The following is a 23,488-nucleotide window of genomic DNA, read 5'->3' as shown; positions in this document are numbered from 1 at the left end:
ACTGCTCATGCACTTCGGAGACGATGGTACAGACTCGTTTTACCTTGAACTGCTTCAAATCGAGAATCCAAGTGAAAAGTAGTTTCGCCGCCGCCTAGAAACAAGTAGCCATCCTGCTGTAAATAGGTCTGAACTTTGTTCAAAATCGATCGCTTGGTCTCAACATCAAAGTAAATCAGAACATTTCTGAGAAAAATAACATCCATTTTTGGCAGGACGCTCCAAGATTGAATCAGGTTCAGGGGTCGAAACTCAACCATCTGTTGAATTTCATGAATGATTTGCCAAGATTGCTCAGTCTTATAGAAATAGCGATCGCGCAACTTAGGCGTTAATCCTCGCTCGACCTCTAAACTGCTATACCGTCCCTGCTCGGCTCGATCCAAAGCCTGCTGAGAAAAATCACTCGCAATAATCCGAACTGTCCAAGTAGAAAGTTCTGGAAAATTTTCTCGAATCAACATCGCAACGCTATAGGGTTCCTGCCCGGTTGAGCAAGCTGCGCACCAAATATGAATTGTTTTCTGCATGGCTCGCGCTGCAATCAGTGCCGGAAGCACACAAGATTGCAGTGCTTCAAAAGGATAGCGATCGCGAAAAAAAGACGTTTCATGGATCACTAAAGCTTCGATAGCTTGATGATGCACATGACTCAAAGGACTTGTCTTCAGATATTCAACGAATGGCGCGAGAGATGCAAATCCAGCTTGAGTCGCAAGTTCACTCAGATATAAGGTCGCGAGATAGTCTTTGTGTGGCTCTAGCACAACTCCAGACTGCTCTCGCACCAAATGACGAAGATACTCAAAATCAAACGAAGAATTGGGCATTAGGTGGTGCTCCGCATCGAGTTGGACGCGCGACTGACCCGGCGTAAAATCTCGGGCATCATGTCATCGATCGCGAACACTGCATCTGCAAGTCCTGCATTCACTACAAATTTCGGCATTCCCCAAACCACACTGCTCGCTTCATCTTGAGCCAAGATTTGCCCATGCGATGCGCGAATTTTGTAGCAACCTTGTAGCCCATCTTGTCCCATGCCTGTTAAAACGACACCTAAAGCACGATCGCCATAAGTCTCTGCGACGGATGCAAATAAAACATCGACCGACGGACGGCAAGAATTGCGAGGCGGAGTTTGATCCAATACAAGCTGCACCCCTGATCGAGTGTGTTGCACGCTCAGATGATAATCTCCGGGTGCAATCCAAATCGTGCCGGGCTTCAAACATGCGCCCATCGTTGCTTCGCGCACAGACAAAGGGCATTTTGCCGTCAGTCGTTCGGCGAGTAGCTTTGTAAACATGGGTGGCATATGTTGCACAATCAGGATGGGAACTGGAAAATCAGCAGGTAAGGTTGAAAGTATCCGAGCGAGTGCATTCGGTCCGCCCGTTGAAACTCCGATCGCGACAACCTCAGCGAGGGCATTAGTTCTAGTTGAGGTTGTAGAAACCGCAGGTAGGGAAGATGCGATCGGAGGTTTTGTGCTTTCTCTGCGGCTTAAGACTTTGATTTTTGGAATTAGAGTCGCTTCTAGATATTGAGTGACATCTCCTGTATTGAGCATGTGGTCTGGCTTTGTCACATAGTCTGAGGCTCCCAAAGCGAGTGCGTCTAACGTAATAGATGCTCCTTTGAGAGTCATTGCACTAAACATAATCACAGGGAGCTTTGGGTCAAGGTCGCGGATATGACTTAAAGTTTGTAGCCCGTTGAGATCAGGCATTTCTATATCGAGAATGATCACGTCGGGCTTAAGCTGTGGCAGTTTTGCAAGAGCAATTCGTCCTGTTGCTGCAACTCCTACGACTTCGATGTGCGGATCGGTCGCTAAGATTTTACTCAAACGGCTTCGCACCATGACCGCATCATCCACAATCAAAACTCGAATTTTTTGCATCATGCTCACAGGATAAAGGGCAGTGCCGATTTGATGTTGACTATAACCTGTTCTCAGATGCTTTCTAAGAGCACAACTGACAGTTGAGTGAGCCTGTATTGTCGCAAATTCTCTTCCCTAGAAATGTTCAACTGCTTAGACCTCGAAACTGCTGAACAATGTTTTGCAGGTTGACTGCCATTCGTGCTAGTTCCGTTGCTGCTTGGGCTGTGTTGTCTGCTCCAGTGGTTGTCATTTGAGCATTGTCTGCCAAAACCCCAATATTTTTCGCAATATCAGAGCTTCCCTGTGCGGCTTCTGTAACATTACGAGCAATTTCATTCGTCGTTGCTGTTTGTTCTTCTACAGAACTCGCGATCGTATTTTGAATATCATTAATTTGATTAATGACTGCGGTAATCTGAGTAATTGCTTCGACTGCACCTTTTGTATCGGTCTGAATCGCTTCAATTCGCTGGCTGATATCTTCTGTTGCATGAGCAGTTTGTTTCGCTAATTCTTTCACTTCGCTGGCAACAACGGCAAATCCTCGACCTGCATCGCCTGCTCGTGCTGCTTCAATTGTGGCATTCAAGGCGAGGAGATTTGTTTGCTGAGCGATCGAGGTAATGACTTTGATCACCTTACCAATTTCAACACTGCTTTGACCGAGTTTCGTAATCGTGGCATTCGTCTGATCCGAGGTTTTTACTGCATCCATCGCCACCTGTGCTCCTGCTGCTGCATTTTTAGCAATTTCGCGAATGCTCAGGTTCATTTCTTCGATCGCGGTCGCAACGGTGGCAGCGTTCTGGCTGACTTGTTCTGCTGAGACAGACGCAGAAGTCGCTTGTTCAGAAGTTTGTCCGGCGTTACTTGTCATTTCTCGGCTCACGGCTGTTAATTCTTCTGATGCGCTTGCAACGGTTGCCGAAATTTCTCCAATTTCACCTAATGAGTCCCGCAGGTTCTGAATCATTTGATTGATATCATCAGTGAGCACCCGAAACTCTCCGACATTTTCTGCTGTAATTTGGTTTGCGAAGTCTCCTTGAGCAACTGCACGCGAAATGTGAGCAATACTGCGAATCTGCTCGTTGACTTGACTCGACATCTGATTGACGCTCTCAATCAGGGCTTGCCAGTCTCCGGATACATCTTTGACGGTTGCAACTGAGTCGAGCTTGCCTTGTGTTCCAATTTCGCGGGTAACACGGGTGACTTCACTTGCGACTAACTGGAGTTGATCTGCTATGGCATTGACCTGTGTTGCCACTTGCAGCACTTCGCCTGCAAGTGGTTGCTCCTCAATTTCTAGCGCAATTCTTGCATTCAGGTTTCCTTGTGCGATCGCGCTGAGGACTCGTTCTACTTCACTCATGCCTTGAGCAGAGTGCTGATGATGGCTGACCCATTGATTAAATTCTTGAGCAATCTCCTCAAGTCCGTTACTTTCATCAAGCCGGACTGAAAGATCGCCTGCATTGACTGCCTGCATTGCTGCGAGCAGTGTTGCTTTCATTGCAACTATCGAATCTTGCTTTTGTGATGAGTTAGAAACCATTGCTCTCTCCTAATCTAAAATCTTTGCAGTATTGAGAACGAGTAAAAAATCTTGCTCAAGTTTGTATGCTCCTTTTAGAAAAGTTCGCATCTGAGGATTCAAATTACTCGGAGGTGGATCAAATGTGCTGCTCGAACAGTGCAGCACATCTCCAATGTCATCCACAACGAAACTGACCGTATCCTCGATCGTATGAACAATGATGTTGTAGATGGTTTCATCGCTTCTGACGCAGGGTGTCGATCTCAGGGCTAAACGACAAGCTAAATCGACGACTGGGATGATTTGCCCACGGAGATTCATCAATCCGCAAATCTCCGGCGGTGCGAGGGGAATTCGGGTGAGTGAGGGTTGACAAATAATTTCTTGAACATCCTCAATTTCAATGCCAAAGTAAGAACCATTGAGATAGAAGGTGCAGATCTGTTGAGTCACTACAGTTTACCTCCAGCTCTCGTCAGAGAAGAGGTAGGGATTTGCTAGCTTGACGATCGCATCTAAATCTAACATCTCAGTAATTTGACCTTGCACACTGGCATAGCAGGACGAACCCGGACGAATCGCTGCTCCAGTCACCGTGAGCGATTCTTCTACAATGTCGAGAATCTGATCCACAATCAATCCAATCACCTGATTGTGTTCACGCTCGATGACAACGACCGCAATAGATTCCTCGAATTCATAGCTCGATCGAGGAATTCGGCTCAACACAGCTTGCAGATCAATGAGCGCTACAACGCGATCTCGATACTGCATCAAATATTGTTCTCCGACTTTTTCGATCTTTTGGCTAGCAATCATTTCAAGCCGAGTTGACTGAGTGAGAACAATGCCCATCCGAGTATTGTGATGCCCTAGAACAATCAAGATCAATTGCCGATTTTCCGGGGTTGGTTCAGCAGCAATGATCTGGTTGAATGAGGGCTGAATTCCTGCATATCGTGCCACTCCGACTGCATCCAGAATCAATGCTGCACTGCCATCTCCTAACACTGTCGCACCTGCAAATACTTCTAGCGACTTTATCTGTTTGCTCAGTGGCTTTACAACAATCTCTTGGGTATCTTCGATTTGATCGACAATCAGCCCAAATCGATAGCTCTCTGCGTCAATGACAACAAAGTAAAGCAGATCACTCGAAGACATCGGAAGCTGGAGCACAGTAGCCAGATTGACCAAGGGAAGAATGTGTCCTCGTAGTCGATAAACGGGCGCATCGAATAAGGTTTCAATCTGCTGATCGATGCGATCGCGTCCTTCGATCCGAATCAGTTCTTGGACACTCGACTGAGGAATTGCAAATCGTTCCCCGCCACTTTTCACAAGCAAGGTCGGAATGATCGCTAGAGTAAGCGGAATGTTCAGGCGAAAGGTAGTTCCTTGCCCGACCTGGCTTTCAACTTCAATCGAACCATTGACGGATTCAATGTTCCGCCGCACAACATCCATACCAACGCCACGACCTGAAAGATGAGTCGCTTCATTGAGGGTCGAGAATCCAGGAATAAAAATCAGATCGAGCGCTTCGCGATCGCGCATCGATTCGGCTTGCGCTGCACTAATCAGTCCAAGCTGCTGCGATCGCGCTTTCAGTTGAGCCGGATCAATTCCAGCCCCATCCTCTCGAATTTCTAGGATCACTTTCCCATTTTCTTGCGAAGCTCTCAGCTTTAACGATCCTTGAGCTGATTTCCCGGCTGCAACTCTCACCTCCGGTGGCTCAATCCCATGATCAATACAATTGCGAACGAGATGCATCAGTGGATCTTTAATCGCGGCAATGATATTGCGATCGAGTTCAGTTTCACTGCCTTCGAGTTCGAGCGCAATTTCTTTACCACAGGCGATCTCTAGCTCTCGCACTAATCGAGGTAAATTGCGCCAAAGCGTATTAATTGGCTGCATTCGCGCCCGCATGATACTATCTTGCAGTTCATTGGTAATCAAATCAATCTGTCGGCACGTAGCCATCAAGGCTACATCACTGCTATCCGTAGTCAGCTGTAGCACTCGATTCCGGGCAATAACGAGTTCCCCAACGAGATTCATGACCTGATCCAGCAAGTCAACCTGCACGCGAATCGTTGAATCAAGAGTAGTTAAGCTTGTTGAGTCCGAATCTTCTAGCACTCCTGAACGAGTTGCAGCCTGGTGCTCTGAGCTATAGAGTACTGTCAGCTTGGTGATGAAACGCGAATAGTCTGCGGTTCCTTCGGTTTTAGTTGTTTCAATCGTTTTAAGCAGTTGCCGAATGGTATCGGTTAAGTCAAGTAAAACGGTTGCTACACCAGGTGTCATTTTAAACTCGGCGGTGCGAATTCCTTCTAAAAGCGTTTCTCCAGCATGAGCGATCGCGGCAAGCGTCGGTAAAGGCAAAAAACCACAATTGCCTTTAATTGTATGGAGGGCACGATAGAGCCGATTGAGGCGATCCGGATCAAGCGCATGCCGTTCTAAGTCCAAAACATCTTGCTCAAACTGGTTCAAAATCTCGTAACTCTCAACCAGAAAAGCTGCTAAATCCTCTGCATCGATTTCATGTAGAGACTCCATATTTTCAAGCGTACTCCAGCTTTATCCTTCAACATCCTAAGCAGCATCCTTATCTGTCAGGATCTATCTTAAGATAGATGTTTAAGCAGTAGACAACGCTGAACACTAATGATATTTTCATTTGAAAGCATCGCCATGGAATGCCCAAACTGTGGTTCGCATCAGTTACAGCGCAATGGATACCGCAGTCAGATCCAGTGCTACAAATGCAAGGACTGTGGACGGCAATTTCTTGAGACTTACAAGCAGATGCGATACTCAGAGGAGGTGAAGCACTTTTGCATTCGAATGTATTTTCAGGGCATGAGTGCTCGTAGCATTGAACAAGTTACGAACATTCACCACACAACGATTTTGTCATGGCTGCGTGAAACAGATGTTGACGTCTTAGAGCTTCTCTGTGCAGAGCAGCATTCTATAGAAAAATTAGAATTGTAAATATTTGCTGAATTATCTCCTTCCAAGAGGCATAAGTAGACTGTGGATACATCGAATTTGGTATCAGTGTTAATTGTGGATGATGCAGCCTTTTCGCGCCGAATGCTGCGGAAATACGTCGAGGCAGAAGGTTGCACGGTTCTAGAAGCAACCAATGGACAAGAAGCACTAGAGATGGTGAGTCAGCATCAACCGGACTGTATTTTCGTCGATTTACTGATGCCCAACATTGATGGGTTTCAATTTTTACAGAAGCTTCGGGAAGAGGGCTGTGCGATTCCGGTCGCGATCGTCAGTGCAGACATTCAAGATTCTTCTCGGCAGCGTGGACTCGAACTTGGAGCCGCAGCCTTTCTGAATAAACCCGCAAAAGAAGCTGAAGTTCGCCAGACGGTTCAACAACTTTTGCAGTGCTGAGGAGCAATGAATGACTTTAATCACTGAGAAGCAGTTAGATGCTTTGCAAGAATTCATTAATATTGGCATCGGGCGGGCGGCTGGAATGCTCAATGAAATGCTGGATACTCCGATTCAGCTCTGTGTTCCGATGCTCCAGATGTTTGAGGGTGCAGCTCTTAAGCAAAAGCTCGCCCAACGACTCGATCCGCATCACTTTTCTGCAGTGAGATTAGGCTTTAGTGGTAGCTTTAGTGGGAGTGCCGAACTGCTCTTTCCGACCGAAAGTGCTTCAGCACTGGTCGCACTCCTGACTGGCGAAGACCGAGATTCTCCAGACCTCGATGGTGTCAAGATTGGCACTCTGACCGAAGTAGGCAATATCGTCATCAATGGCATTCTCGGATCGATTAGTAACTTACTCAGTGAGCATATGAGCTATGCTCTCCCGTCTTACCATGAAGACACGATGGAGCACTTGTTACTGTCGAACCATCTCTTCAAAGTTGATACCATTTTTTTGCTTGCACAGGCTCGATTTGAGATTAAACAGCTTGAAATTGTGGGTGAGATTATTTTAATTTTTGAGATGACTTCTTTTAGTGAGTTACTAGCGTGTATCGATCGCGAACTTGCGCTAATCTCGCAATCTTCAGAAAAAGGAGCCGTTTGATCTCATGTCCTACCTCGACGATCGCTTTAGTCTGCTCGATCAAATGCCACTCGGGATTTGTGTGCTCCGATCGGACTATCAAGTCGTATTTTGGAACAGTGCGCTAGAAGAATGGACGCAGATTGGGCGCAAGCGGATTGAGGGGCAAGCGATTTGTGACTTTTTTCCTCACTTTCGTCAATCGCTTTATACCAATCGCCTCGCTCCGATTTTTGAGGGAGGACCACCGACAATTTTCTCCTCACAGCTTCACAAATACATCATTCCAACTGCGTTCTCGGATGGCAGACAGCGGATTCAACATACCACCGTGACTTCGATTCCCGCGACTCAAGGAGACGGATTTTATGCAATGCTGTCGATTCAAGATGTCACCGATTTGACCTTTCAGGTGCAAGAGTATCGTCAAATGCGCGATCGCGCTTTAGCTGAAGCTGAGAACCGCAAACTCGCTCAAGAAAGCGCTGAAGTTGCTAATCGCGTTAAAGACGAGTTTCTGGCGATCGTCTCTCATGAACTCCGTACCCCGCTTAACCCGATTTTAGGCTGGTCGAAACTGCTCTGTGAAGGCAAGCTTTCAGGCGAGGTCGCTCAACGCGCGCTCAATACGATCTTTAGAAATGCAGCGTTGCAAGTGCAATTGATCGATGATTTGCTCGATGTGTCTCGCATTCTGCGCGGCAAATTAAGCCTCAAGTGGGGGATCATTGATCTCATCGCTGTGGTGCATTCTGCGCTCGATACGGTTCGTTTGATGGCAGATAACAAAAGAATTAAACTGCAGTTTGATGCTGAGGCTTCGATAATGATTCGGGGTGATGCGACTCGCTTGCAGCAAGTCGTGTGGAATTTGCTCACGAACGCGATTAAATTTACACCTGAAGCAGGACAGATTGAGATTTCCTTAAGCGATGCAGAAAATTTTGCAGTTTTATCTGTTCAAGATACGGGCAGAGGCATCACCTCAGATTTTCTGCCTTATGTGTTCGAGTCGTTTCGGCAAGAAGATGCTTCTAGTACGCGCAAAATTGGCGGGCTAGGACTCGGATTAGCAATTACTCGGCATTTAGTTGAACTGCATGGCGGAACGATTGAAGTGCACAGTGGCGGGGCGGGGCAAGGCTCAGTGTTTATTATCAAGCTGCCGATCGCTGAGCCTCGATTTCAGGCTCATTTACACCCAACCGACTTCAAAGGTGATGAGTTACCTAGCTTGGCTGGACTGCATATTTTAGCTGTGGATGATGAGCAGGATGGGCTGGATTTCCTAAAGTTTCTCTTGGAAAGTTGTGGTGCGACCGTCACGGCTGTCGATTCTGTGTCAGAGGCAATGACTGCACTGAATCGTGCTCGATTCGACTTGATTGTGACAGATCTCAGTATGCCGAGTGCGGATGGATTTGAATTGATTGAATCGGTACGATCGCGCTCGGATGCCGCGCGATTGATTCCCGCGATCGCACTGACGGCTTATGCCTCTGAAGCGACTCAGCAACAAGCGATTCTGGCTGGATTTCAACGGCATTTAGTCAAGCCTCTAAATCCTGACGAACTGATTCAAACCGTCAACCAACTTGCAACGACTCAGGCATGATTGAATACCTTCACGATCGCATTAATCAAGTCATCGGGTTCTACAGGCTTCGCTAAATGGGCTTGGAATCCAGACCCCAAGGCGCGATCGCAGTCTTCGGGCTTAGCAAAAGCAGTCAGCGCAATCGCTTTGACAGATTGACCTTGTGGTAATTGTCGAATTCGTTGCAACAACGAATACCCATCTTCTTCTGGCATACCAATATCACTCAGCAGTACATCTGGCACAAACTGTTGAAATATCCCATACGCTTGTGCCGCAGAATGAGCGATGGCAACGGTTGCTCCAAAATCGCTCAGGACAAACTGAAGATAGTCACAAGTATCAAGGACATCATCGACAATGAGGATCTTGACCTTGCTCAAGTCTGCGATCGTAGGATTCGGCTCAATCGAGGTCGGTTGAGCAACCTGATCAATCAGTGGAAACCTGACTGTAAACGTTGCACCTTGATTTAGCCCCGGACTCTCAACCTGAACGGTTCCGCCATGCAATTCAACTAAATGCCGCACAATTGCAAGTCCTAGCCCTAATCCATCTTTCGATCGGGTGGTGCTATTTTCCACTTGTCGAAATCGCTCAAAGATATACGGCAAAAAATCAGCACTGATGCCTTGTCCTGTGTCGGTTACACTGACGGCAGCATCATTGCCGACCTGTTCTAACGAGACGGTAACATGTCCGCCGTTGGGGGTAAATTTAATTGCATTCGTGACGATATTCGTCAGGATTTGCTGCAGCCGATTGGCATCTCCTAAAATCCGTCCGACTTCTGGCTCAATGGTCGAACAGAGTCGAATTTGCTTTGCGGTTGCTGCAAGCTGTCCGTTTGCAACGACAACTGTAATAATTGGGGCTAAATGTATGGGCACACAATCTAAGCGGAGTTGACCGCGCAGAATGCGAGACACATCGAGCAAATCTTCGATTAACTTGACTTGAGCTTGCGTATTGCGCTCGATCGTTTCTAACGCTTGTTCAACTCTCGCAGAATCAAACTGACGAGAACGCAGCAGTTTTGTCCAGCCCAGAATCGCATTCAGGGGCGATCGCAGTTCGTGAGAGACGATCGCGAGAAACTCATCTTTGGTTCGATTTGCCAGTTCAGCCGCAGCACGAGCGTTCTGAGCTTCGGCAAGTAACATTTCTCGCTCGCGCTGGAGCTGTTTTTGTTCGGTTAAATCGACCACAAAGCTAATGCCGCGATGGTGTGATCCTTCAAACATCACCCCCCCCAAAAGCACACTAATGCGGCTACCATCTTTGCGAATGTATTCTTTCTCTAAGGTGTCCGAGGTTTGCTGGCGCATTTTCTCGATCGACGCATCGCTAAGCTGGATCTGTTCTGGCGGGGTCAAAGCTCTCCAGTTTACTTTCCCATCATGTAAGTCTTCACGCGTGTAGCCAACTAAATTGAGAAAAGCATCATTCGCATCTAAAACTGTTCCATCTGCATCCCAGAATTCAATGCCGATTAGATTCAAATCAACCAATCGTTTGAGCCGAGCTTCGCTCTCTCGCAAGTCTGCTTCGGTTTGCTTACGATTACTAATATCAATCGTACTTCCTACAATGCGGATCGGTTGACCTGTGATGTCTTTGACGACTAAACCCCGATCTTCAACCCACAGATAATGCCCGTTGCGATGGCGCACTCGATATTCTACACAATAGCGATCGAGGCTTTCTAAGTGCTCATTTAAGTTACTGAAATCAAATCGAGCCAGGTCTTCAGGATGGATTTGTTGCCACCACCATTGCAGCGAAGGATCGACTTCTTCAGGACAATAGCCACACAGATCCATCAAGCCTCGTGAACGGTAAACGGTATTATTTTTGAAATTCCAATCGTAAATCAAACCATTGGTCGCCATGACGGCAAGCTCAAAGCGTTCGGTTGCTTGCTGCAAGGACAATTCAGTCGCTTTTTGCTCGCTGATGTCTCGTCCTGCGGCTTGAAATTCGATGATTTGATCTGCTGAATTGAAAATGGCGCGATTTGTCCACTGCTGCCAGCCTATCTCCCCGTTCGATCTGCAAACTAAATGTTCTTGAATCAGAGTCGGACGATCTGGAGTTAATGTATTGAGTACATCAATCTGTTGCTGAATCTGCTCACGAGCACCTTCGGGGATCAGGTGCAAAAAATTCTGTCCGAGCAAGGTTTCGGCAGTCGTCCCAAAGTAGCGACAGTAAGCAGGATTGACAAAAGTCAGTGTTCCATCGGGAAGAAAGTGGCAAATCAAAACGGCTTGATCTTGCACGATCGCCTGATAGCGTTCCTCGCTGTCTCGCAAAGCCTGTTGTGTTTGCTGGAGTGCTCGTCTCAGTGCAGTATGTTCGATCGCAGTTTGAAGGGTCAATCTCAAGCGGTTTGGCGTAATCTGACTTTTGACTAAATAATCTTCTGCACCGCTTTTCATCGCCTGATCTGCGATAGATTCATCTTCTTGCTCGATCATCATCACGATCGGCGGAAAAGTTTTGCCCCCTTGAGCTTTCAACTTTGCCAAAAACTGAAGCCCATCTAAATCTGGCAGCCGAAAGTCAAGCAAAATTCCATCGATTTGCTGCAACTCGCATACCTTCAACCCATCGAAAGCTGATTCTGCCTCTAAAATTGTGTAGGTTATTCCTGGATCATTCGTTAAGTAACGGCGATACATTTGCCGATCTTGAAAAAAGTCATCAACAATTAGAACCGTCTGTTGGCTTTGCGTCATTGTGCTCATCAACAAGGAAACGAATGAAAACAGGACATACTTTCTAGGCTTATATCAAAGTTTGAATGCCAGTTCAGCAAAGATAAATTGATTCAGCACTCTCTTTCCTCTAAGATGCGTTCGATCTGAGCTTGATCTCAGTCATACAATTAACAGCAACGTAAGAATGCATATCAAAATCTCTCGTGATTAAGCAAAAATCATATCTATCTACAGAGGGGTTTAAGTTAATCTGTGAAGTGATAAGAGTATCAATTTCAAAAAGGAATGAGCGTTGATTCACCGAGAATTTCCCGAATGCGTTGCTGTCTCTAGATTCCCTCTCAGCCTCGAAGAGGGGAACAAAACGCCCGGTTTTTTTGCTGCGATTTGGAAAGAAGAAATCCTTGGATGAGAGCAAACTCAGACGATTTAGGCTGGTGAGTAATTGAATTGATAATTCTAGGCAGATGATCGATTTCCTAAAGTAATTCTGCTGGCTCTAAATCGTTTTTCTAAATAGGAATAAGATTATCATTTTCCAGACGAATTGCGTCTACAAATAAACTCAGGATTTCTCCAAAATTTCTTCAAATTTAAAAAGTACAATAAAAGGCTTTTTAGAATTGATCATGAACGCGAATTATTCTGTTAAGGCTCTTGCCAATCTTTCTAGCCAAGATATTTCAACACAGATGACAAGTTGCTTCATTACAAGGTTGTCCCAAGCTGAAGATGTGAGTGAACGAGGGTAAACGATCACGATGCCGCACAACGTTCAGAACATGAGGGTGAATTTTGAAGATGAATTTATGATCCGCATGAAACGATGCAATCGTACAGTTCCATTAGGGGTAAATTATCTATAAGAAGTCTTAGTGACAGCAAGACTTTCGATAGCAACGGTTCTATGTTCTCGACAGCTTTGTATTGCTCCATACTTAAGAAGCTAAATATCCGATACAGGGAAGATGTAAAAGATAATGGAGAAGATACTTCGCAAAGAGAGAAATATCCACTTCAATCTGGCTTAGAGTTTATGTTAGCCAAGCGGATTCTGCTGATTGATGATGAAAGAAGACTGGCTCGGGTCATTCAAGCCTGTCTGAGCAAACTTGGAGGTTGGACAGTGATCGTTGCAACATCAGGGGCAGACGGATTGACGAAGGCTGAAACAGAACAGCCAGATGCAATCTTACTAGATATCATGATGCCGGACATGGATGGAATCATGCTCTTACGACACTTGAAGAAACATCCAGTCACCGCAGCCATTCCAGTTATTCTTTTGACTGCCAAGCTACCTGCGATCGCGGCTGATCCAAATAATCCCCTACCGATTTCCGGAATGATTGCAAAACCATTTGAGCCGTTAAATTTAGCAGAACAAATTGCAGAAATTTTGGCATGGTAACTACCAGGTCACATTTATAAGACTGGTACGGCAACGCTCAATTCCACTTCCGCGCAGCAGACAGGACTGCCATAGTAAATTTAAGCTTTTCTTAAAAGCCTGTTCTATCGCGTGGAAGATTTGTGATGAACTCTTGACCTAGTAAGCTACCCATAGCATTAGCAACGAGTTGGGTTTGGCTTAGCATGAACGCTTCAAATCAATGTTTTATTTGCTCTCATACTTTACTCTCCCATGTACTGCATGGAGAGAAGAATTGGTATTGTAGCCGCTGTCGTGAATACTTTCCGGCTTCATTTCACCAACGGATACATGCAATGAATACGATTAGAAATGAAAGTCTGACCCGAACTCGCCAACCTTCGCATCGGCTACTACAACCTGCCGCGATCGCTTAAAAAGCAAGCTTGCCCTCTAAATTCCTAAGATTTGTGAGGTTAGAGAGCAAGACTGAGCAACAAGCAATTAGCGAACGGGCTGTTTTTCCCGTGCCAAGAACTTTTCAAGTTCAGTTAGCGCATCAGCGTCTACTTTCGTTTGCATGGGGCAGAACTTCGGTCCACACATCGAGCAGAACTCAGCAGTCTTATAAATGTCTGCTGGTAATGTTTCATCGTGGTATTCCTTGGCTCGCTCTGGATCCAGCGAAAGTTCAAATTGCCGATTCCAGTCAAAGTTATACCGTGCAGCCGAAAGCTCATCATCGCGATCGCGCGCTCCCGGTCGATGCCGTGCAATATCTGCCGCATGTGCCGCAATCTTATAAGCAATCAACCCATTACGAACATCTTCCGCATTCGGCAAGCCTAAATGCTCTTTCGGAGTCACGTAACACAGCATAGCAGTCCCATACCAACCTGCCATCGCAGCGCCGATCGCGGAAGTAATATGGTCATAGCCTGGAGCAATATCAGTGACTAATGGACCCAAAACATAGAAAGGTGCTTCTGAACACTCTTCCATTTGCTTGCGAACATTGAACTCGATCTGATCCATCGGCACATGTCCTGGTCCTTCAACCATGACTTGAATATCATGTTCCCAAGCTTTGCGAGTCAGCTGTCCGAGTGTTTTGAGTTCCGAAAGCTGAGCTTCATCCGACGCGTCGTGAGTACAACCCGGACGCAGTGAATCTCCTAAACTAAACGACACATCGTACTTCTTGAAAATTTCGATAATGTCATCAAAGTGGGTGTAGAGCGGATTCTGCTTGTGATGCTGCAACATCCAGCGCGCAATAATTCCACCACCGCGAGAAACAATCCCAGTAATTCGAGATTTCACGAGCGGCAAGTATTCGATCAACAATCCCGCATGAATGGTCATGTAATCCACGCCTTGTTGAGCGTGTTTTTCAATCACATGTAGAAAATCATCTGGGGTTAAGCGATCGAGATCGCCATGCACACTTTCGAGAACCTGATAAATCGGCACAGTTCCGATCGGCACAGGAGAAGCATTGATGATCGCAGTCCGAATCTCATCTAAGTTTCCGCCCCCGGTTGACAAATCCATCACGGTATCAGCACCGTACTTGACCGCGAGTTTGAGTTTGTCTACTTCTTCATCAATGTTCGAGGAATTGGGCGATGCCCCAATGTTCGCGTTCACCTTACATTTTGAAGCAATCCCGATCGCCATCGGCTCCAAATTGGGGTGATTGATATTCGCCGGAATGATCATCCGACCGCGTGCGACTTCATCGCGAATCAATTCAACAGGAAGATTTTCCCGCTGAGCGACATAGTGCATTTCTTCGGTAATGACTCCGTTGCGAGCGTAGTGCATTTGAGAAACATTCTTCTGTCCTCGGCGTTTTGCGATCCATTCTGTCCGCATTAGTTTTTCCTCTGATTAATGAGCTTCCCTTCGCTGGCATTACCCAGTCTCAGGTTCTAAGGGTTTGTTCTCAGCCCAGTCGGGCACCCCTAGCTTGATTGTCTATCGTACCAGTCTGAGCGCAGAAATGCAGGATGTGTCGCGATCGTTTCAGTCAAGAAAAGTTTGATGTAGAAGCGCGATCGTAGATAAACAAGCTGCTCACAAAAGGAAGCCCTCGATTGCAGAACAATCGAGGGCTTTATCATTCAACCGACTTTAGTTAGAGCAAATTAGATCGAAGTTGCGTCTAGATTGCGCTTGTAGGGAACGACATCTTCGCCAAAGAAGCGAGCATACTCAGTTCCATCGACGATCGCATGTACAACAGCACTCAACCCTTGACCCGATAAGATCTGATTGTATTCGTGCAGCTCTTCCTGACTGATCGGCGCCCGACCTAGCAAATGACGGAACAATAGCTCGATCGCTTTTGCATTCGGATAGGGAGTATAGAAGCGCTGGCTATAGCTCGGTGAACTTGCCAATGCGCGAACAAACTCCCGCACTGAAATTTCGCCCTGCTGCAACTGAGCTTCGAGATCCGATCGCTTAAACTCAACCGGAACTTGATCCGCTGGTACATTCATCACTTGAGCATAAATGGCATTGATCACCATCTCACTCTCGTGCTGCATCATGCCAGGATTCATCCGGTAGATGCGAGCAGGCTTACGGCGCATGTCCAACTCTGCCGGGACAAAGGGAGTCGAAGAACGACCCACTTGAGCTACATCTTTGCCATTTGCCGCGATCGCGCCAGAAGTCAATGGCATCGTCGCAATATCCACGCGCGAATTCGTGGGCGAAAAGCTCGGAACTTCAACCTTATCGTTTTGCTTCGTCAGCTTGTTGTACAAGGTTTGAGAGTTCGGGAAGTTCGCAGCCGGCAAGGTTAAGAAACGGTTGTATGGAACCACATCTTCACCAAACGCTTCGTTGTACTCGACGGTGTTGACCATCTCGGTGATAAACGCCTTCAAGCCTTGAGTCGCCAAGATCTTGTTGTACTTGCGGATTTCAGCTTGATCCAGAGGAGCACGTCCTAAGAAATGCTTCGTTCCTAGCTCGATCACTTTCGTGTTCGGGTAAGGCGTGTAGAACTCCTTGACATACAGACTGGAAGAACCAAGCCCTGCAATAAACTCTTTCAAGGTGATATCGCCATTGCTGAGTTGAGTTTCCAAGACCGAGAATTCGTTTTGGATCACATACGGAGCAATGTCGCGCTCGAAGACTTGACGATAAGCCGCACCGATTACAGTCTTGAGGTTCGCCTTGTCGTTGAGTTGGGTAAGCTTGAAGACTTTCGTTTGTTCGCGCTTCTTGCTGACCCCTTGGTTGATCCGGAAGTCTACATCGGGTTGAGTCCGTAGACCAGTCGAAGTTCCCAATTGAACGAACAGAGGCGTTTCCTCTTTCGTAATCTTGGTGCCTTTGTCTTGAATCGAACCGACGCGGTTCATTCTCAGAGAAACACCTGCGGGGGTGAGATAGCGCTCATAAGGAACGGTATCTTCGCCAAAGGTTACGTTGTACTCTTCCGTGTCAAGAATCGCATCGACTAACGCGTAAACGCCTTTCTTCGCACTGATATCAAAGTACTTGTTGGTTTCTTGGCGACCGTAGGTTGGACGACCCAACAGGCGACGGTGAATGTATTCCACCGCTTTCATCACATACAGTTTTTCCCAGTACAGACTGCGGAATAGCGGTGACTTCGCCAAGCGACGGACGAATTCTTTAATGGTGATTTCGCCGTTTTCCAGCTTGATTTCATCGACTTTGAGGCGTTGTCCTTCATAGACATCGCGCCCGAAAACTTGCAGATAAGCCGCTTTGATCACCGCTTGGGTGGAGCTTTCTGAGAATTTGGTACTAATGCCTTTTGTGCCAGTAGACCGCTTTCCAAATGACTTGGTAAAGCTAGGACTTTGGTCGTATTTGAAGACTTTTGGACCAAGCGTGCCAGGAGCAACACCGCGCGCGCTTGGATTGCTGAGCTGGTTGTTGATGCCAGGTCCGCGATTGATCAAGATTCGACGTGTATCTTTGCCGAATGGAGCAGGGCTTGCGCTAGGAGTACGAGTTTCTTTCGGGAAGATCGCACCAAATTGGATTTCTAGTGGATCGTTTCCAGAACCGTAAACGTGTTGATCCGGCAACGGCTGATCGTAAGAGGCAAACGTGGTGAGAAACTGCGGAATCTTGCGGAAGGGTGCACTGTAGTTAAACAGGTTTTGTTGCGGACCCCAGTTGCGACATTCTTGAGCTTCTTGACCTAAGCCACGCAGGTACGGAACGGTTTCTTCTCCGAAGTAGTCGCTGTACTCTTGCGAATCGACCAAAGCATCGACGAGGGCATTCAACCCACCGCTCGATACGATCGAGAAATATTTCTGCACCTCTTCACGCGAAGAAGGACCCCGACCGAGAATGTGACGGAATGCCAATTCAAGAGCGCGGCTATTGATGTACGGCTCGAAGAAGTTCTTGCGGTACAAGGGTGATTTTGCCAAGCGACGGATGAATTCCTTCATCGAGATTTCGCTGTTTTTCACCTTCGATTCGAGGTCAGAGATGCTCAATGAGTAAGCGCGAGTGATGTCCCGCTCAAATACCTGGCGGTAAGCTGCCTTGACTGCTTCGTTTTTCTCGCTTGCCGACAGTCCTGGTTTCATCACAAACTTCGGACGGCGTTCTGCTGCATTGAAGTAGATTTGCGGCAGTTGTAAGCCCTGTTGGTCGGGAGAAGGACGTTGACGCAGTTTGGTTGAAGGTGTGGGCGCTTTAAATTCAGTGATCAGAACATCGAAGTACTGATCGACGATCGCTTTTGCATCTGCATCCCCCCGGAAATAAATTCCGGCTGCGACTTTCATTTCTTGCAGTGCCACGATGGTTGCTTCACCGGAACATGCTCGTTCAATAATTTCGCGCAACCCGCGAGTATTGACTGAGATGATGCTCGGATCGCCTGCCACGATCGCATAGGTCGTATAGCGTAAGAACCAGCTTAAGTCGCGGAGCGACTTCGCCATATTGCTCGGGCCATAGCGTGCCACGTTAATTGGACGGAACCCTGGAGGGATTGCACCTGCGCTCGGCGTTAGGAAGAAGTTCCGAATGCCGCCAAATAATCCGCCGCCGGAGCCTTCCGCATAAGTGACAGTTCCCAGTTTCATCCCTTCTTCGGTATTCAGGGTTGTGCCTGCCACCGTTTTCACAGGTTCTGCGTCAACATTGGGCTTTTCAAGGAATGCCATCGGAGAGCCGCCTGTAAAAATGCGGTTTGCCGATCGCGAGACGATCAGTTCAGAGTTTCGTGTCAGAATTTCAGCGATTTCTAGACGTTTTTGCCCAGATTTGAAATACTGCACGAGTTCATCGAGTTCGCCCCGCCCTAAAAAGCGGTCTTGTTGCTCTGCCTGTGAAATCGTTGCAACTGGTACTGTTTGGTATAGTTGCGGGCGCGCAACCGAGCTTCCACCACTTGCCTTAACACTCATTGGATTTCTAAAGCTCCCATTTACGGATCGTTACTGTGTTAAATCTGACCAGAGCTTCACCTGGAACAGCCAATTTAGATTTTGGATTGGCGATTTTGGATTGACTATATATGATTTCATCCACATGCTGAGGCTGATGGAATTTAGGGATCGGGTTCTGAACAAAAATTCAAAATCCAAGATCTAAAATCCAAAATCAGAAGTCAAACACCGCCCAGGGTCAACCAGTTCATTTTTAAGATTAAAACGATTCGGGTTCCTACACTTGAATTATTAAAAAGTGTGTAGAACTCGATCGCTGCTGAATCGACTTCTCATCATAAAAGATAGCGGGTGCGCTGATGAGAGACGGTATAAGTTTTGTAACAAACGCCCGATAAATCTTAATTGCCCGTCCGTACGATTAAACGATACTCTCGATTGGTGTTTGGAGTTACGGTTCCCACCCAGACTTGGTAAGTGCCGGGTTGCAAGTCTTTCTCTCGTAAGCGAGCATCTTTTTTAGAGCCAGCATCGGCACAGCGTACTCCACCCGGTCCTGACATCAGTAAAGTGGTGTCGCTGCCGCCGCTATCGACCCGAAGCGTCAGAGTAGAGACTGGTTTTTTCAGCACGATCGTATGATCGGGATTCGGATCGCCAAAGCCAAGACATTTGCGTTCGGATCGATCGCTGTTGCTGACAACGGCAGGTAGGGAAGTTGTTCCTCCAGTCGATCCCATCATCATTCCCGATGAAGTTTGATCGTCGATGGTCAAAGTTTTAAAGTTATTGGGTTGTGCCAGTGCAGGCAGAGTAAGAGTGATCGCACTCACTAGCACTCCGCTCAAAAGTCGCCTGATCATTGTAAAATTCCCTGCGTGAAGTGTGAATAATCGTTTCTTAACCGCATCTAATTTGTATTCTAGAACCGAAGAGAGGGGCGATCGTCAGTGAGTGTTCGCTTTTCAGACTGCCGTTGGCAAGCGTCCTGTAGCGCCATATAAATCAGCATTGATTGATACATTCAGAGTCAGGAGAGTCATGCCATTTTTCATTTTGGCTGTGCTACCATTTCTAGGGCTTAGCGTGGTTAAAGTAATCTTATTTCCTTCAGAAGTCCTCACATATTTCCAGGTTCCCGTTTGGGTCTTCTGGTTTACCATACTCAGTGGATTGACTTGGCTCCTGAAAGATTGACCATTTTTTAGTGCGGCTCTCATATCCGTATCGCAGCGATTAATAGCGATTAATACAGTTGCGCACTGTTTGACCTGGTATAAAAAAACCGCCAGTTGTCCGCGAAGAAAATTATGATCGCATCCCCGGAGCAAGAAGCGGCGAGACTCATCACCCTCTACGGGTACGGCATTCTAGACCAGTCCTGTCGGGAACTGTTTGATAGCCTAACCCACTTGGCAGCACAGATTTGTGACGTTCCGATCGCACTGTTAGGGTTGATGGATACCGATCGCTTAGTCTTTAAGTCCAGTGTCGGAATCGATGCGACCGAAATGCCCCGCCGTAAATCCATGTGTAACCATACATTGACGAAATCGGATGTCGTCGTCGTCGTGGATGCGTCTGGAGATGAACGGTTTATTTGTCATCCTTTAGGATCGTCGGCTACTCCCCCCATTCGATTTTATGCAGGAATGCCATTAATTGATGCAGAGGGGTACGCGTTGGGGACGCTTTGCGTGATGGATTATGTGCCCCAGAGTTTAGATGCGCAGCAGAAAACGGCGTTGCGATCGCTGGCTCAACAAGCTGTGACATTACTAGAGCAGCAACGAAAAATCTTTGAACTAGAGCAAAGGGCTGCACAAGGGCGATCCACAGGAATGCAGCTTCAGCTCCAGCTTCAGCATCTTGTGACACGCGTTCTCGCGGAAGCGCCATCGTTAAATGAAGCAACACCACGATTGCTGCAGACAATCTGTGAACATACCAATTGGGATTTTGGGGAGTTGTGGATTGCCGATCGTACTGCCAACGTGATTCGCTGTCAGGCACATTGGAGTCGATTAGCCGCTCAGTTTCATGAGTTTTCAAATTCCTCGGAATCGTGGGTATTTGCACCGGGTTATGGGTTGCCCGGACGAGTTTGGAGCAGTGGGCAACCGCTTTGGATGAGCGATGTGGTCTATGACAAAATGTTTTTACGATCGCATATTGCAGCTCGAGTCGGATTGCACGCAGCAATGGGCTGTCCGATTCTGAGCCGAGAGCAGACGGTTGGTGTCATCGCACTGTTTAGTCATCGGGTACGCCCGCCGGATGCAGAAATGATGACCGCGATGATGGTGGCAATCGCGGCACAAGTTGGACAATTTATTGAGCGCAAACAAGCCGAAGAAGAAGCGCAACGGCAAAATGCGCGATCGCAATTACTCGCAGCCATTACGTTGAAGATTCGGCAATCGTTGCATCTGAATGAAATTCTAGAAACGACTGTGGCAGAAGTGCGGCAGTTTTTGCAAACTGATCGAGTGATCATTTATCGATTTGAGCGAGAGCTATCAGGAACAGTGGTCGTTGAATCCGTTCGTGCGGGCTGGAGTTCGGCACTGGGTGCACACTTTGAGGAAGCCTGCTTCAGAGAGGGACCTTGGAAATGGTATCAGCAGGGCGGAACGATCGTGGTCGATGATACTGAACTTGCTGACCTGATGCCGTATCAGCTGCGATTACTCCAACAGCTTGAAGTCAAGGCGACCTTAGTCGTTCCAATTTTGCAGCATCAAGACGATGCAGTAGAACCGCAATTATGGGGGTTGTTAATTGCGCATCAGTGCGAAAGCACGCGTCAATGGCAAGCGTTTGAAGTCGAGTTTTTAGTTCAGCTCGCGAATCAAGTGGCAATCGCTTTAATGCAGGCAAGACTGCTCGATCAAGAGCAACAGCAGCGATCGCGCTTAACCGAGCAAAATTTAGCCTTAGAGCAAGCGAGAGCAGCAGCAGAACGAGTTTCCCAGATGAAAAGTACGTTTCTTGCCACCATCAGCCATGAGATTCGGACACCCATGAATGCCGTACTCGGGATGACTGGATTGCTCTTAGATACAGACCTGAATCCGACTCAGCGAGATTTTGTCGGAACCATTCGGGCGAGCGGCGATAACTTACTGACCCTGATGAATCAGATTCTCGATTTCTCGAAGCTAGAAGCGGGAGAAATGGAGCTAGAAACGCTCGATTTTAATCTCACGACTTGTATTGAAGAAGTCGCTGATCTGTTTGCACCTGCTGCTTTTGCGAAGGAATTAGAGATTGCAACATTGATTCATCATGATTTACCGATCGCGCTGCGCGGCGATGTTAGCCGATTACGCCAAATTCTCACGAATCTCGTTGGGAACGCGATTAAATTCACCAAACGGGGTGAAGTCCTGATCGAAGCGATTTTAGACTCTCAAACCGCTAGCGAAGCAACGATTCTCTTTTGTGTCAGCGATACGGGAATTGGAATTCCTCAAGAGGCTCAAGCACGGCTTTTTCAACCCTTTGCTCAAGTTGATGCATCAATGACTCGGCAATATGGGGGAACCGGGCTAGGATTAGCAATCTCGCGGCAACTCGTCGAATTGATGGGTGGTTCGATCTCGGTTGAAAGCGCGCCAAACGCTGGCTCCAAATTCTGGTTTTCCTTGACGTTTGCAAAGCAATCTCAACCGCTTGTTGCACAAGATAGTGATGACAATGCTCTGACCCAAATTCCAGATTTAGCCAATTTGCGATTGCTGGTTGTCGATGATCACGAAACGAATCGAACGATTGTTCGCTCTCAAGTTTCGGCGTGGGGGCTTGAGGTCGAAGAGGCGGAGAATGCAACGATCGCTCTGCAAAAATTACGCGATCGCGCTCATGCTGGAATGCCTTACGATCTTGCGATTCTTGATATGCAAATGCCTAAGATTGATGGCGAAATGTTAGGCGCACAGATTAAAGCCGATCCAACACTCGCACATACCCGGTTAATTATGCTCACCTCTGCCCATCGCTGGGGCGGTGCGAAACGTATGAAAGAGCTTGGATTTTCCGCATATCTGATCAAACCAGTCAAACAATCCCGGTTGCTTGACTGCATGATGAATACGATGCAGAACGTGGACGCGATCGAGAAAAACACAGCAATTCCGGTGTTGTCTGAAAAAACAAACTCAAAGCTCAAAATTCTCTTGGTTGAAGACAATATTGTCAATCAGAAAGTAACTTTGAATCAACTGAAACATTTAGGCTACACTGCTGACGTTGCGGCAAACGGAAAAGAAGCGATCGACATCCTGCATCAAATTCCATACAACCTTGTATTGATGGATTGTCAGATGCCAATTGTCGATGGCTACGAAGCGACCCGCTTGATCCGATCTCAGCAATCCTCGCGTCGCATTGTGATTATTGCGCTCACAGCAAATGCCATGCTTGAAGATCGCGATCTCTGCTTAGCATCAGGAATGGATGACTATTTGAGTAAGCCAATTTCCAAAGAGAAGCTAAGCGAAAAGCTGACCTACTGGGGTGAGTTTTTAGAACAACAAGTAGTAAAACAGACTATGACTTTAGCGATCGATTGGGAGCATCTCCATCAAATCTCAGACGAGAATGAAGCGTTTGAGAGAGAATTATTGCAAATTTTTGCAGAAGATTCGCATCAGCATCTCAATGCTGCAAAAACTGCATTGGCCAGCGAAAACGCGATCGACCTTTCTCGTGCAGCGCATCACATTAAAGGGGCAAGTGCAAATGTGGGTTTATATGAAATGCAATCAGTTGCATCAATGCTAGAAGTTCAGGCATTGCAAAATGATTTAACACAAGCCCCCCTGCTCATCATGCAACTCGTGGAAATGCTGGAAGCGTTGAATCAATTTCTGACGAATCAAACCTAATCAGGGGGGGT

At 47.1% G+C, this 23,488-nt stretch carries 16 protein-coding genes and 1 riboswitch; of the genes, 6 read left to right on the top strand and 10 right to left on the bottom strand.

The window, feature by feature from the left end; all coding sequences use genetic code 11:
• Window positions 1-5 precede the first annotated feature (5 nt).
• The 5 genes from OU814_RS08680 to OU814_RS08660 form a co-directional block, all read right to left on the bottom strand.
• Window positions 6-830: a CheR family methyltransferase gene (locus OU814_RS08680; RefSeq protein WP_268181956.1), complete on the bottom strand. Its 825-nt coding sequence runs from the start codon at window positions 828-830 to the stop codon at window positions 6-8.
• Complete coding sequence (locus OU814_RS08675; RefSeq protein ID WP_268181954.1) at window positions 830-1,909, bottom strand: protein-glutamate methylesterase/protein-glutamine glutaminase; 1,080 nt, start codon at window positions 1,907-1,909, stop codon at window positions 830-832. Before OU814_RS08675 ends, OU814_RS08680 begins: the two co-directional genes overlap by 1 nt.
• A 124-nt stretch (window positions 1,910-2,033) precedes the next feature.
• A complete protein-coding gene (locus OU814_RS08670) occupies window positions 2,034-3,449 on the bottom strand; it encodes a methyl-accepting chemotaxis protein (protein ID WP_190652977.1) in 1,416 nt (471 codons plus the stop codon).
• Window positions 3,450-3,458: 9 nt separating this feature from the next.
• Window positions 3,459-3,884 carry a chemotaxis protein CheW gene (locus OU814_RS08665; RefSeq protein WP_017289291.1) on the bottom strand — a complete coding sequence of 142 codons (426 nt, stop codon included), beginning with the start codon at window positions 3,882-3,884 and terminating at the stop codon, window positions 3,459-3,461.
• A gap of 6 nt (window positions 3,885-3,890) precedes the next feature.
• Window positions 3,891-6,002: a chemotaxis protein CheA gene (locus OU814_RS08660; RefSeq protein ID WP_268181951.1), complete on the bottom strand. Its 2,112-nt coding sequence runs from the start codon at window positions 6,000-6,002 to the stop codon at window positions 3,891-3,893.
• A 108-nt stretch (window positions 6,003-6,110) separates the two neighbouring features.
• Here OU814_RS08660 and OU814_RS31355 point away from each other — a divergent pair, with 108 nt between their 5' ends.
• From OU814_RS31355 to OU814_RS08645, 4 genes are read left to right on the top strand one after another with little or no spacing between them, the layout of a single operon-like run.
• Complete coding sequence (locus tag OU814_RS31355; protein ID WP_415354764.1) at window positions 6,111-6,440, top strand: IS1/IS1595 family N-terminal zinc-binding domain-containing protein; 330 nt, start codon at window positions 6,111-6,113, stop codon at window positions 6,438-6,440.
• Between the two features lie 42 nt (window positions 6,441-6,482).
• Window positions 6,483-6,857, top strand: a complete 375-nt coding sequence (locus OU814_RS08655) for a response regulator (protein ID WP_017289294.1) — start codon at window positions 6,483-6,485, stop codon at window positions 6,855-6,857.
• A gap of 10 nt (window positions 6,858-6,867) precedes the next feature.
• Window positions 6,868-7,509 (top strand): hypothetical protein, encoded by a 642-nt coding sequence (locus tag OU814_RS08650; protein ID WP_017289295.1) that lies wholly within the window; start codon window positions 6,868-6,870, stop codon window positions 7,507-7,509.
• A gap of 4 nt (window positions 7,510-7,513) precedes the next feature.
• A complete protein-coding gene (locus tag OU814_RS08645) occupies window positions 7,514-9,103 on the top strand; it encodes a hybrid sensor histidine kinase/response regulator (RefSeq protein ID WP_268181948.1) in 1,590 nt (529 codons plus the stop codon).
• On the opposite strand, the gene OU814_RS08640 is transcribed toward OU814_RS08645, so the two are convergent.
• Complete coding sequence (locus OU814_RS08640; protein WP_268181946.1) at window positions 9,094-11,826, bottom strand: PAS domain S-box protein; 2,733 nt, start codon at window positions 11,824-11,826, stop codon at window positions 9,094-9,096. The two genes, OU814_RS08645 and OU814_RS08640, sit on opposite strands and share 10 nt — an antisense overlap.
• Before the next feature lie 1,018 nt (window positions 11,827-12,844).
• On the opposite strand from OU814_RS08640, the gene OU814_RS08635 reads away from it, so the two are divergent.
• Window positions 12,845-13,219: a response regulator gene (locus tag OU814_RS08635; protein WP_190652974.1), complete on the top strand. Its 375-nt coding sequence runs from the start codon at window positions 12,845-12,847 to the stop codon at window positions 13,217-13,219.
• Between the two features lie 465 nt (window positions 13,220-13,684).
• Here OU814_RS08635 and thiC read toward each other — a convergent pair whose 3' ends face one another.
• The 4 genes from thiC to OU814_RS08615 all read right to left on the bottom strand — a co-directional run bounded on the left by thiC (window position 13,685) and on the right by OU814_RS08615 (window position 19,751).
• Window positions 13,685-15,058, bottom strand: coding sequence for a phosphomethylpyrimidine synthase (thiC, locus tag OU814_RS08630; protein ID WP_190652973.1), 1,374 nt, complete (start codon window positions 15,056-15,058; stop codon window positions 13,685-13,687).
• An 8-nt stretch (window positions 15,059-15,066) separates the two neighbouring features.
• Window positions 15,067-15,159, bottom strand: a riboswitch (TPP riboswitch).
• A 171-nt stretch (window positions 15,160-15,330) separates the two neighbouring features.
• Entirely contained in the window at window positions 15,331-18,606 is a 3,276-nt protein-coding gene (locus tag OU814_RS08625) for a phycobilisome rod-core linker polypeptide (RefSeq protein ID WP_268181943.1), read from the bottom strand.
• 383 nt (window positions 18,607-18,989) lie between these two features.
• Entirely contained in the window at window positions 18,990-19,451 is a 462-nt protein-coding gene (locus tag OU814_RS08620) for a hypothetical protein (protein WP_017289301.1), read from the bottom strand.
• A gap of 102 nt (window positions 19,452-19,553) precedes the next feature.
• Complete coding sequence (locus OU814_RS08615; protein ID WP_268181941.1) at window positions 19,554-19,751, bottom strand: hypothetical protein; 198 nt, start codon at window positions 19,749-19,751, stop codon at window positions 19,554-19,556.
• A gap of 147 nt (window positions 19,752-19,898) precedes the next feature.
• Between OU814_RS08615 and OU814_RS08610 the strand changes: the two genes are divergently transcribed.
• Window positions 19,899-23,477 carry a response regulator gene (locus tag OU814_RS08610; protein ID WP_268181939.1) on the top strand — a complete coding sequence of 1,193 codons (3,579 nt, stop codon included), beginning with the start codon at window positions 19,899-19,901 and terminating at the stop codon, window positions 23,475-23,477.
• The last annotated feature ends 11 nt before the right edge of the window (window positions 23,478-23,488 follow it).

It is taken from the genome of Leptolyngbya sp. GGD, assembly GCF_026735145.1.
In the GTDB taxonomy this organism is placed as follows: domain Bacteria; phylum Cyanobacteriota; class Cyanobacteriia; order Leptolyngbyales; family Leptolyngbyaceae; genus Leptolyngbya; species Leptolyngbya boryana.
The sequence above is the reverse complement of the archived record's forward strand: the minus strand, read 5'-3'. Positions and strand labels throughout refer to the sequence as shown.